The sequence below is a fragment of the Celeribacter sp. genome (genome assembly GCF_048270365.1).
Classification (GTDB): domain Bacteria; phylum Pseudomonadota; class Alphaproteobacteria; order Rhodobacterales; family Rhodobacteraceae; genus Celeribacter.
Genome location: NZ_JBLWTA010000048.1, coordinates 1 through 10,885, shown reverse-complemented (window position 1 = coordinate 10,885; position 10,885 = coordinate 1). Strand labels below are relative to the sequence as shown.

The following is a 10,885-nucleotide window of genomic DNA, read 5'->3' as shown; positions in this document are numbered from 1 at the left end:
GAAGAGGTCGAGGTCGATATGCGCAACGGCGAGCCCGTCTGGCGCGAGACCGGCGACGGTCACGGCATCACGCTGATCGCCACCGGCGCAGGCCTTGCCGCCATCGGCATTGAGCCTGACAGCTCGGAGGTCAAACCGACCAAGGACGCGGCACTCAAGGCCCGCATGCCGCGTGAAGGCACCAAGCAGGCTACCCTCATCGCGATGTTGCGCGCGCCAGACGGCACAACCATCGCGGAAATCATGGAAGCAACCGGATGGCAGTCACATACCGTGCGCGGCGCGATGTCCGGCGCGCTCAAGAAAAAGCTCGGGCTCGAGGTGACTTCAGAGAAGGTCAAGGATCGGGGGCGCGTCTACAAACTGCCCGCCGCCTGAAGCATCAGTCCTATCAAACCATGCCGCCGTCCTTCTTGGGCGGCGGTTCGTCATTTGGCACTTCGCATTCGGATCGCTTCGAACACCCGCCGCAGGGCGAAGGATCGCGCGATGCTCACCACAGTGAAGATCGCGCCCATCTTCAGGTTCTGCGCCAGCGTCGTGTGCAGCCCGAAGATCGGAAAGATCAGGATCTGGGTTACGACCGCGACGCCGTAGCCGACAAATACGTTGGCAACGGACTCGACCAGCGACATGAGGCGCGACTGCTTCATGCCACCACCTCATCCATCGGCCAGCAGTTCAGCTGCGAGAGTTCGCAGCGCATGCGCGGCAACCAGTGGGACCACGCCGTTGCCGCAGAGCCGAAGGCGGTCCACCCGGTGGGCCAGCCCATCAGCGCCTCGACGAATGCTGGGTTCAGCGTCCGGCGTGGCTCGGAGGTATCGCTCCCAGCCATCGGCGTCACCAGGACCTGGCGGCCAAGCAGGCCGTTCACCGGCGTGTTCGCCAATGTCGTCGCGCCGTCCTTGTGATCCCGCGCCGTCGGCGTCATCCACATCTGGCTGGCGCTGGTCAGGTCGGCCGATTTGCGGTTGCCCGCGCTCGGTTTGTTGCCGTCGGTCGCCATCGGCGTCGGCCAGTCCCGGGCCATCCCGTCCAAGCCTTTCTCGTGTTTCCGGGCACCGCCCCGGCTGCGAAAGCTGTCGATCTGCGGCGTCGGCCACATCGCGGCCGTTGTCGCCAGGTTCATCCCGTGCTGCCCCGCTGCCTGCGACGGCGTCGGCTTCGTCTGCCGGTTCTCGTTGGCGCTGGCCCTCGGTGTCGGCCAAAGCCGCAGGAGCTCCGTCCGGTTCCCGCCACTCGACCGGGTGCCGGAGCAGGCGCGCGGGGTCGGCCAGCTGGTCCCCTTCGCGGATGGCGAGGATGAAGAGCCGCTCGCGCTTGTGCGGCGCGCCGACTTCCGCCGCCGTGAAGAGGCCTGCCGCAAGCTTGTAGCCCATGCCGACCAGTCCTGCGGCGACTTCGGGGAAGCCGAGGCGGAGATGATGGGCGACGTTTTCGAGGAACACGAAGGGCGGCTCGACCTCTCCGATGATCCGCTCGACATGCGGCCAGAGGTGGCGCGGGTCGTCCGCGCCCCGGCGTTTACCCGCGACGGAGAACGGCTGGCACGGATAGCCCGCAGTGACGATGTCCACAGCGCCGCGCCATGGGCGGCCGTCGAAGGTTCCAACGTCGTCCCAGACAGGTGCCGGATCCAGGGCCGCCTCTTCCATCCGCGCCACGAGAATGGCCGCGGCGTAGGTTTCCCGTTCGACATGGCCCACAGTTCGATATCCGGGCAAGGCGATGGTGAGCCCGAGGTCCAGCCCGCCTGCACCGGAACAGAGCGAGAGGCCGAACAGGTCTCCGGCTCCGCAAGCGCCTCCGGAGGAAGGTAAAGCCAGGTCATGCATCGCCTCAGCGTGGGTTCGCCGTCAGATCGGCGAAGGTCTGGCCGGGCCCGTCCAGCACGGCCTCTTGGCCGGTGAACTGCTGCCAGCGCTGGACAGCGACATCGACATAGGCCGGGTTCAGTTCGATCCCGAAGCAGACGCGGCCCGTGGTCTCGGCCGCAATCAGCGTGGTGCCGGACCCCATGAAGGGCTCATAGACCGCCTGTCCGGGGCTAGAATTGTTCAGGATTGGCCGACGCATGCATTCGACGGGCTTCTGGGTCCCGTGGACGGTTTCAGCGTCCTGATCCTTGTTGGCGATCTGCCACAGCGTCGTTTGTTTTCGATCGCCAGCCCAGTGACCCTTGCCGGTCTTTTTCACGGCATAGAGGCACGGCTCGTGCTGCCAATGATAATCGCCGCGGCTGAGCACCAGACGATCCTTGGCCCAGATGATCTGGGACCGGATGTTGAAGCCGGAGGCCTCGAGGCTCTCCGCAACCGTCGTCGCATGCAGCGCGCCGTGCCAGACATAGGCCACATCGCCCGGGAACAGCGCCCAGGCCTCGCGCCAATCAGCGCAGTCATCATTCAGCACCTTGCCGGTGCGTTTGGTCGCGGCCGCTCCTGCCTTGTTGCGCCAGCCGGGATCGTATTCGACGCCGTATGGCGGATCGGTCACCATCAGCAGTGGTGTCACATCGCCGAGTAGACGCTCGACGTCCGTTGCCACCGTCGCGTCTCCGCAGAGCAACCGATGCTTGCCCAGCACCCAGAGATCGCCGGGACGGCTGATAGGGGTTTCGGGGGCCTCTGGAACATCGTCCTCGCCCTCTCGGGACGCGGCATCTGGATCGACCTCACCAGCCAACAGCGCCTCAAGCTCCGCGTCATCGAAACCAATCAGCGACAGATCGTAATCCTCGGCCATAAGGTCGTTCAGCTCGGCCGACAGCAGCGCCTCATCCCAGGTCCCGAGTTCCGTCAGCTTGTTGTCAGCGATGCGATAGGCCCGGCGTTGTGCCTCGGTCAGATGGCCCAGAACGATTACAGGCGCCTCGGTCAGCCCGAGCTGCGTGGCGGCCAGCACCCGGCCGTGGCCCGCGATCAACTCGCCGTCGTCGGCGACCAAGCATGGCACGGTCCAGCCGAACTCCGCCATGCTGGCAGCGATCTTCGCGACCTGGTCCGCGCCATGCGCCTTCGCGTTCTTCGCGTAGGGTTGGAGCCTGGCCAGCGGCCACATCTCGATCGCGTCCGGGGCAAAGCTCAGCGTCATGATGTCGGTTCGCCTCAATCGGGTGGACTCCGGACACCAGCAGCCAGCCTGGACTCCGCAAAGGGTCCAGCGGCCACCGGACGTGTCCGGTTCCAAGAGTTTGTTTTGTTGTGGTTTTTCAGAAGATCGCGGGTGGATGCCCGCCAGGGTGGCTTCCCAAAAAACCGGCCCTGTCGCTGGCGATATTGCGCGCTTCGCCCGCCAGCATACGAATATTGCCAGGAAGGAACCAAGATATCAAAGGCTTGGCAGTTCGGACCCCGACTGGTTCCCTCGCTGGACCCCGGAAGCCAGCGGCGCGGCCAGTGCCTGCGCGCTCCTCTTCCGAGCATATTGAATCTGTAGCGTCCTGGACGCGATCTGTCTTGGGGTATGGTGTCTCGGAGAAAAGTGTCTCGCCAAGACAGGTGATCTTGACAGAATTCAATAAGTCGCGGTCACGCAACGAACTTGACATTGACCGGCCAGCTCGGACCGAATACTCATTTTACCACTGGCGTAGTAGCCGAGGCGGCGGGGGCAAAGTACCGGGCGACCAGGTTGCCGATGACGTGCAAGTCTTCTGTCCTAGACAAAGGAGATGAGCGCGACGACGAGGTGGATCATCTTGTCGGACTCCCTGACTCTCCGCCCTCGCCGCCGACCTAGTCAGGAATATTCATGCAGAACGCGATTAAAGTTGAAATCAAAAGGCTTGCAAAACGCGCATTCGAGAAGAAAGAAAGATCGGAAAAATTAGAGGAGCAGTATCAGGAGCGTTTCACGAAACGCACGGGACTTATCGCTGGGCCATCCTCCCGAAAGCCTGCCGCTCCAATCTCAAGGCACTTTGACCCCAAGTACTGCTCTCGGAATGCGAATTTCCTCGCCAAGACGATCTGGCATAAAGTCTTGACCGGAGCATACGAGCCGGTTCCGGCTGTATGCTACAAAATTCCGAAACCCGATGGCTCGTCACGAGAAGTCATGGGTTTCGCTATCCCGGACGCTGCCCTCGCCAATGTTGTGCTACGTCGTGCGCGAGGTCGCAACCTGAAGCGGCTCTCCCCCGCTTCGTACGCCTATCATCCGGACAAGAATGTATTCGATGCCATCCTGGCGCTAAGTGAGTACGACCATCGTGGAAAACTGTTTGCCGTTCAGATCGATTTCGAGAAATATTTCGATAATATTCCTGCCGGCTATTTAAGAGGGAAAATCGAAGACTCGGGACAGGTGAGCCTAACTCCGCATGAGAAGCATATTTTTGATCGCTTCATGCATCATCAGTTCGCAGAGTATAGTCAGTATGGCTCTGGTAAATTTAAGAGGAGGTACAAGGGAACACCTCAAGGTTCGTCGGTATCGTTGCTGCTCGCAAATCTCGCCAACCATGACCTTGACGTTGAACTGACCGCTTCAGCAGGTCGTTTTGTTCGCTTTGCAGACGACGTAGTGGCCTTGTGCTCAGATTATTCGCAGGCGCAATTGATCGAGAAATGTTTCTTTGATCACTGCAGAACCAGTGGATTAAAGGTAAATTCTGAAAAATCCCCCGGCGTTGCCATTATTTCACCTCGCGCGCAGGAGCTTAGAACATTTGCTCACTTTGATTATCTTGGGTACCGCTTTTCTCCAGACGGACTCACAGTCCCCGACAAAACAGTCAGCAGAATAAAGAGTCGTGTTTCGCGCCTTTCCAATATATACTTGGTTCATTATATTTCGACTGGCTTCAACAAGAGCAGATGCAGTGTGGTCCCGCCAGTATATGATTGGGACCTTCTTGGCTTGATCTATGAGATGCGTCGCTCTCTTTATGGTGGCTTGTCAGAAATGGAGCTAAACGCATTCATTCATGACGGCAAGAGGCTACCCAAGATGAAGGGATTGATGGGGTTCTACTGCCTGCTGGAGGATCCTACGCCCCTGAAGGAGCTGGATGGCTGGATACTGAACATTGTTCGGCGCGCCATGCGTGCTCGAAATGAAATATTGCACTCGAAGTATGGTGTGAATTGTCCGTTGCCGTCTAACAAGCAGCTTGCGACCGGAGAATGGCTGGACCCAGCCGCTTGGAAAGGCGATCCGAAACCAGAGGCGAGAGTTCCCAGCTTGGTTCGAGGTTGGCGTGCCGCACGAAAGCACTTCTACACCTTCGGTCTCGAGAAAGTCGAAGCGCCGAAGTATGGCTTCTACACGGACCTTGACGACATCTTCGACTACTGAGCGCGAGGCGGGTTCCTGCAACCTCAATTATCGCTCTGCAAGATGCTTGGGTTAGCGTCCGAGGACGTGGTGTAATTTCTGCGCCTTCATCGGTGTAATCCCGTGTGGCCATCGAGGTGTATGGTCGAGGTGGAGTTTCGACGCTTCAACCACGAACCATACGGAGAACCCGATGACCAAATCCAACATGGACCTGTCCGAGCTTCTGGCCAAGCACGATCAGGGCGACTTTCTGCGCGGCATTGCCGAAGCCGTCCTTCAACTGATCATGGAGAGCGATGTCGACGGGCTGATCGGCGCCGGACGGCATGAACGCAGCGGTGAGCGCACGACTTGGCGGAACGGGTATCGAGAGCGCGCTCTCGATACCCGTTTGGGCACCTTGAACCTGCGGGTGCCGAAGCTCAGGCAGGGCAGTTACTTTCCCGGCTTCCTGGAGGCGCGCAAAACCTCGGAGCAGGCGCTGGTCGCGGTGATCCAGGAAGCCTGGATCGGTGGCGTCTCGACCCGCCGCGTGGACGAGCTGGTGCAGGCCATGGGGCTGTCGGGCATCTCCAAGAGCACGGTATCGAAGCTGTGCAAGGATATCGACGAGCGGGTCGGCGAGTTCCTCAACCGCCCGCTGACCGGCGACTGGCCCTATCTCTGGCTGGATGCCACCTATCTGAAGGTGCGCCAGGGCGGGCGCATCGTGCCCGTGGCGGCCATAATCGCCGTCGCTGCCAACACCGAGGGGCGCAGGGAAATCATCGGCCTGGGCATTGGTCCGTCCGAAGCCGAGACCTTCTGGACCGAGTTCCTGCGGTCGCTGAAGGCCCGCGGGCTCGGAGGCGTGCGGCTGGTCATCAGCGACGCCCATACCGGCCTCAAGGCTGCCATCGCCCGGGTATTCGAGGCGACCTGGCAGCGCTGCCGCGTTCACTGGATGCGCAATGCGCTGGCGCATGTCTCGCGTGGCCAGCACACCGTCATCGCCGCCGCGATCCGCCAGGCCTTCGATCAGCCCGACCGCGCCCATGCCGGTGAAACCTGGCGCAAGGTGGCCGAACAACTGCGTCCGCGATGGCCAAAGCTGGCCGACCTCATGGACGACAGCGAGCACGACGTGCTGGCCTACATGTCCTTCCCACGCCAGCACCGCACCAAGCTGCACAGCACGAACCCGATCGAACGCCTGAACAAGGAGGTGAAGCGCCGCGCCGATGTCGTCGGGATCTTCCCGAACGAAGCCTCCATCATGCGCCTGATCGGTGCCGTGCTCTTCGAGCAGAACGACGAATGGCAGACCGCCAGTCGATACATGATGGTCGAAGCCTTCGCCCAGATCGACAAGGAGGAGATCGACCCCATTCTCAGCATCACAACGAAAGCCGCCTGATCATGCCCTCAGGCCATCCGGAAAATTACACCACCTTGACGGACGCGACCATGCTTGGCTCGGGTCGCCACGAACTCCATCGACCGCTTCGACGGCACGCGTCTGCCGTTCAGCCGCCAGACGATGACCGCGATGCCATATTGCCAGCGCCGGTTGGCGGTGGCGCGGCTGATACCCAACTCCCAGCAGATCGGCTTCCATGGCTTACGGTTCGACCGGAGCCACACTAGGCGCGCGTCAGCCGGGTCCAGCCAGCGCAACCACAGTAGAGCGTCGTCGGCTTGGGTGATGTCGCGTGGGCCGGGCTTCGGCCGCCGCATCCGAGGTTCCTGGCCGACCTGATCGGCGAAGCTGTGGAAATACTCGGGCCAGGCGTTGAAGTAGCCCTGTGGCTTCACCTCGGGCAGCGACCGGAAGACATCGGCCGCGCTCTCAAGGCGCGCTTCGACCATGGCCGGGGTCCAATCACCCATTGGCCATCTCCCTTGGCACGATACGCGGGCCGTAGAGTTTTTCGCCCAGCTGGCGGACCAGTTCCTGCTCCGGCCAGGTGAGACGTGGGTCGTCGATGGACACGGCCAGTAGCCCATGGTCATGCCAGCCGTCCTGCTTGACGCGATCTGGATCACGCCGGGTGCCACCGTAGCCTCGGGGATACCACCTCACGCGACACCCCCGTTCGTTTCGATCGCCCAATGCAGGATGGCGATGGCATCCGCCTCGTTGTCATCGGCGGGGCTGAACCCGCGCGCCCGCGCGGCCGCGATCATCGCCACCTTGTCGGCGTTGCCCTTCCCGGTGGCATGGCGCTTGATGGTGCCGACCGGAACGCCCTCATAGGGGATGCCGCGGAGTTCTGCCCATGCGGTCAGTGTGGCCATCAGCCCGCCGTAGACGTGGGCTGCATCGGTGGCCGCGTGACGACGGACTTCCTCGAACCAGATCGCGGCGATGGGGCCTGATAGCCTGTCGATCTCGGTCAACCAGTTTGTGAAGCGCAAATACCGCATGCCGCCGCCGTCGAAGCGTCCGGGGCGAAATGACGTCGTGCCGGAGGTGATAAGGCCGTCATGGCCACGCAAAGCCCAGCCTGTCGTTGTCCCGAGATCGAGGGCAAGGATGCAGGAGATGAAAATGCGCCCCTGTTCGGGGCGGGCTTCCTGCGCGGAGATCGTTGTGTTCATGGTGAAGGCTCACAAACTGTGGGCCTTCGGCTTCGGTCGCGGTCAGATTTAGCATGCACCGAGTCTGCCCAAAAGCGAAAACGACGACGCGCGGTTCGAGGGAAACAATCGCCGCTGTTAGGCCCCAGCCCCAACCTCTGGCCGCGAAGACCCAAGGTGCATGAGGGTTGGGACACCTCATTGTTATACCAATTCAATAAGTTGACAGAATGGCGCCCCAACCGTTGTGTCCCCAACGGGTGGACATCTCCTTTTACATGGAATCGTAAGGCCCCGACGATTTTCATCCTTCCACATGAATGGTCATCAATAGGTTGGGAAAATAGCATGAGGTTGGGGACCCCGTTGTTTCTGCAGACTTTCTTGTGTCCCCAACGCGAGATGGAGGTCGGGGCAGCGTTGGGTCTACCGGGGTTGTTGGGACACTTGGGGACAAGGGCCATCTTGACCTTGCCCGTTTTTTTGACCTACAAGTAGGTTGAAAAAACGGGCATGAGGAATCGAGCATGGCAGGATGGGTTGAAACGAAGATACTGGGTGAGCCTTGGGATGTGGACCGTCGCATCGCCGAGATGGGATTGTCGATGGAGGGTTTGATCAACTCGGTCCGCGCTGCTCGCACCGCGAGTGGAAACGCGACGGCACTGCATCCTTCGAACGCGGCAGGCACCTTCGGCTATCACGAGGGCGTCGCATCTCTCCGCGAGGAGTTCATTGGTGACGAATGGGTCATCGACCGGAAAGACGGGGTCGAGACCATCCGCAACGACCTGAAAGGGCTGAAGATCGGGTTCTGCAACGTCGATCGCGCCTGTGGCGACAAGGCGCCGAAGCCGCGCTCGGACAAGGGTGCTGCGTCCGAACGTGCCTGCGGCCCGATGCTTTTCGATCCGGAAGAACTTCGTTTCTTCGTCCGTGACGATGCCGTGGGGCTCGCGTTTTATTACCTCATGGTCGACGATATGGGACGGGCCGAACTCACCCGGCCCAAGATTTCGGGCAAGACCTTCGAAGGTGCAGTGGAGCGCATCTTCCTGCTTCCCGAAGGCGACGAAGAAGACATGCTCCTGAATCTCGACGACGACGGCATCGCGGAGGATTTCGAGCCCAAGATCGTGCGCAAGTAGGCGTCACATGTTTGAAGAATCACGATTGAAATTGGCTCGTGCGCGTCGCGGGCTAACGGCGAAAGCGCTTGCCGAACAGGCTGGCGTTAGCGTCGACACCATCAAACGTCTCGAGCAGGGGCGGAACGAGCCTGAGCCGCATACGGTGGGGAAGCTGGCAGAGGCGCTTGGATTCCCGGAAGAATTCTTCTTCGGACCCAAGGTCGATGCCGTCGATCCCGGTGCTGTCAGTTTCCGCTCATTCTCGAAGATGACGGCCAAGGAGCGCGATGCCTCTCTTGGCGCCGGATCGGTGGGGCTCATGCTGACCGGATGGGTCGAGGAGCGATTTGGCTTGCCGGAGCCCGATCTGATCGATCTGTCGTACGAAAGCGACCCTGAGGTGGCAGCGTCGCACATGCGGCAGCAGTGGGCGCTTGGGCAGCAACCCATCGCTGACCTGATGGCGCTTCTGGAAGTCAAAGGAATTCGGCTGTTTTCGCTTACCGAGAATACCGCGTCGGTCAACGCCTTCTCTTTCTGGCGCGGCGGCAAGCCGTACATGTTCCTGAACAACTTCAAGACCGCCGAAAGCAGTCGTTTCGATGCCGCACATGAACTGGCTCACCTCGTCATGCACAAGCATGGCGACCCAAAAAAGGGACGAAATGTCGAGCGTGAGGCAAACGCCTTTGCTTCGGCGTTCCTGATGCCCGCCGAAGATGTCATAGCCCGCATTCCGAGGCGGGTGACAACGGATACCGTCATTCGCGCCAAAGCCCGATGGCGTGTTTCGGCAATGGCGATGGCCTATCGCCTTCATCAGCTGAAGCGACTTTCGGAGTGGCAATACAAGTCGATCTGCATCGACCTAACGAAGCGCGGCTACCGCACCGGTGAACCGAACGGCATCGGTCGCGAGAAATCAAAGGTCTGGCGCCAGGTGCTTACGATGCTCTGGCAGGAGCGCGTAACCAAGGCTGACATTGCGCGAGAACTCGGCCTCCCGCTCGGAGAAGTAGAGGGGCTTATCTGGAGCTTGACCGCCGATGATGGCGGGAGTGAGCGGCAGGAAAGAGGGCCGCTGCGAGCCGTGTAGAAAGAGGTATCGGGATGCCCAGACGTGCGATGACTACGTCTGGGCTTTCCGATACCGCCACTCCCGACCAGCCGCGCGCCCTCCCTCGTCGCGCCGCCGATATCGCTCCCAGCCGTTGGCTTTGAGATAGGCCGAGACACGCATCTGGTCGCCACGTGTCCAACGTCCGGGTTCGAGCCCGATCGCTTCATCGAGGATCTCGCCGACCGATACGTCGCTCAGTGGTTCCGGCCGCGGGACACTTTCGGTGCGGGAATTGCCGTAGTCCGGGTAGCCGTCGGACACTGTGCGGACCTCGTGCGTCAGCCAATTCTCGATCAGATTGTCCCAAGCGTCGGATTGGTAACGGCGCTCCTGTTCTCCATGAGCCTCGGCAAGCAGCGCCGGATCGTCGATCCACCAGATCGCCCCTTCGCGAAAACGGTGGACGGTTTCGGCCCAGAGTTGATCCCGGTCGCGAGCGATTGCGGCGATGTCGATGCTTCCACAGCGTAGCGGCCAGAAGCGGCGGTTGCCGGTTTCGTCGCGCAGATAGGTGTCGGGGTTCACGGTGCCTGCGAAGACGCATTGGCGCGGCACCTCGACGGTATAGCGGCCATAGGGCGGGCGGAAGCGGTCGGTGGTGCGGGTCAGGAAGGCTTTGATGCGCGAGACCTCGGCTCGGCCGATGGCGTCGAGTTCGGCAATTTCCAAGATCCAGACGCCCTGCATGTGAATGGCGGCATCCTTTGACCCAAGCTCGGGCAGTTCGTCGGTGAACCAGTCCTCACCCGCCAGCACCTTGATGGCTGTCGACTTGCGCGCGGCCTGCGGG

12 protein-coding genes and 1 pseudogene are annotated in these 10,885 nt (G+C 61.2%); 5 read left to right on the top strand and 8 right to left on the bottom strand.

The genetic code is table 11. The annotated features are described in order from the left end of the window. Positions 1-378 (top strand): DUF3489 domain-containing protein (locus tag ACN0X0_RS22060; RefSeq protein WP_417280997.1); only part of this gene is annotated, 378 nt, incomplete at its 5' end. A 50-nt stretch (positions 379-428) separates the two neighbouring features. Here the strand turns inward: ACN0X0_RS22060 and ACN0X0_RS22055 are convergent. The 4 genes and pseudogenes from ACN0X0_RS22055 to ACN0X0_RS22040 form a co-directional block, all read right to left on the bottom strand. After that, positions 429-653, bottom strand: coding sequence for a DUF7220 family protein (locus ACN0X0_RS22055; RefSeq protein ID WP_037207621.1), 225 nt, complete (start codon positions 651-653; stop codon positions 429-431). Next, positions 650-1,132, bottom strand: coding sequence for a hypothetical protein (locus ACN0X0_RS22050; protein WP_417280998.1), 483 nt, complete (start codon positions 1,130-1,132; stop codon positions 650-652). Before ACN0X0_RS22050 ends, ACN0X0_RS22055 begins: the two co-directional genes overlap by 4 nt. Before the next feature lie 205 nt (positions 1,133-1,337). Then, a pseudogene (locus ACN0X0_RS22045) lies at positions 1,338-1,838 on the bottom strand (DNA cytosine methyltransferase); the annotation flags it as partial. Positions 1,839-1,842: 4 nt separating this feature from the next. Next, entirely contained in the window at positions 1,843-3,096 is a 1,254-nt protein-coding gene (locus ACN0X0_RS22040) for a site-specific DNA-methyltransferase (RefSeq protein WP_375698017.1), read from the bottom strand. A 660-nt stretch (positions 3,097-3,756) separates the two neighbouring features. On the opposite strand from ACN0X0_RS22040, the gene ACN0X0_RS22035 reads away from it, so the two are divergent. Both ACN0X0_RS22035 and ACN0X0_RS22030 read left to right on the top strand, forming a co-directional pair. Next, entirely contained in the window at positions 3,757-5,304 is a 1,548-nt protein-coding gene (locus ACN0X0_RS22035) for a reverse transcriptase domain-containing protein (RefSeq protein WP_417280996.1), read from the top strand. A gap of 172 nt (positions 5,305-5,476) precedes the next feature. Next, on the top strand, positions 5,477-6,682 hold the full coding sequence (locus ACN0X0_RS22030; RefSeq protein ID WP_379145053.1) for an IS256 family transposase: 1,206 nt from the start codon (positions 5,477-5,479) through the stop codon (positions 6,680-6,682). Positions 6,683-6,690: 8 nt separating this feature from the next. On the opposite strand, the gene ACN0X0_RS22025 is transcribed toward ACN0X0_RS22030, so the two are convergent. From ACN0X0_RS22025 to ACN0X0_RS22015, 3 genes are read right to left on the bottom strand one after another with little or no spacing between them, the layout of a single operon-like run. Next, positions 6,691-7,155, bottom strand: coding sequence for a DUF6362 family protein (locus ACN0X0_RS22025; protein WP_417280995.1), 465 nt, complete (start codon positions 7,153-7,155; stop codon positions 6,691-6,693). Then, entirely contained in the window at positions 7,148-7,348 is a 201-nt protein-coding gene (locus tag ACN0X0_RS22020) for a hypothetical protein (protein ID WP_417280994.1), read from the bottom strand. The genes ACN0X0_RS22025 and ACN0X0_RS22020 overlap by 8 nt, the downstream gene beginning before the upstream one ends. Continuing rightward, the gene (locus ACN0X0_RS22015; protein ID WP_417280993.1) at positions 7,345-7,866 is read right to left on the bottom strand and encodes a crossover junction endodeoxyribonuclease RuvC; all 522 of its coding nucleotides are present in this window, start codon (positions 7,864-7,866) and stop codon (positions 7,345-7,347) included. Before ACN0X0_RS22015 ends, ACN0X0_RS22020 begins: the two co-directional genes overlap by 4 nt. 506 nt (positions 7,867-8,372) lie before the next feature. Between ACN0X0_RS22015 and ACN0X0_RS22010 the strand changes: the two genes are divergently transcribed. Both ACN0X0_RS22010 and ACN0X0_RS22005 read left to right on the top strand, forming a co-directional pair. Beyond that, positions 8,373-8,993, top strand: a complete 621-nt coding sequence (locus ACN0X0_RS22010) for a hypothetical protein (RefSeq protein WP_417280992.1) — start codon at positions 8,373-8,375, stop codon at positions 8,991-8,993. A 7-nt stretch (positions 8,994-9,000) separates the two neighbouring features. After that, complete coding sequence (locus ACN0X0_RS22005; RefSeq protein WP_417280991.1) at positions 9,001-10,071, top strand: helix-turn-helix domain-containing protein; 1,071 nt, start codon at positions 9,001-9,003, stop codon at positions 10,069-10,071. A 33-nt stretch (positions 10,072-10,104) separates the two neighbouring features. Here ACN0X0_RS22005 and ACN0X0_RS22000 read toward each other — a convergent pair. Next, on the bottom strand, positions 10,105-10,885 hold a 781-nt coding region (locus tag ACN0X0_RS22000; protein WP_417280990.1), incomplete at its 5' end, for a VapE domain-containing protein.

What these genes read in the sequence shown, in the direction of transcription:
- ACN0X0_RS22055 (WP_037207621.1), bottom strand. Translation starts at nt 653, where the DNA reads ATGAAGCAGTCGCGCCTCATGTCGCTGGTCGAGTCCGTTGCCAACGTA.
- ACN0X0_RS22050 (WP_417280998.1), bottom strand. Translation starts at nt 1,132, where the DNA reads ATGAACCTGGCGACAACGGCCGCGATGTGGCCGACGCCGCAGATCGAC.
- ACN0X0_RS22040 (WP_375698017.1), bottom strand. Translation starts at nt 3,096, where the DNA reads ATGACGCTGAGCTTTGCCCCGGACGCGATCGAGATGTGGCCGCTGGCC.
- ACN0X0_RS22035 (WP_417280996.1), top strand. Translation starts at nt 3,757, where the DNA reads ATGCAGAACGCGATTAAAGTTGAAATCAAAAGGCTTGCAAAACGCGCA.
- ACN0X0_RS22030 (WP_379145053.1), top strand. Translation starts at nt 5,477, where the DNA reads ATGACCAAATCCAACATGGACCTGTCCGAGCTTCTGGCCAAGCACGAT.
- ACN0X0_RS22025 (WP_417280995.1), bottom strand. Translation starts at nt 7,155, where the DNA reads ATGGGTGATTGGACCCCGGCCATGGTCGAAGCGCGCCTTGAGAGCGCG.
- ACN0X0_RS22015 (WP_417280993.1), bottom strand. Translation starts at nt 7,866, where the DNA reads ATGAACACAACGATCTCCGCGCAGGAAGCCCGCCCCGAACAGGGGCGC.
- ACN0X0_RS22010 (WP_417280992.1), top strand. Translation starts at nt 8,373, where the DNA reads ATGGCAGGATGGGTTGAAACGAAGATACTGGGTGAGCCTTGGGATGTG.
- ACN0X0_RS22005 (WP_417280991.1), top strand. Translation starts at nt 9,001, where the DNA reads ATGTTTGAAGAATCACGATTGAAATTGGCTCGTGCGCGTCGCGGGCTA.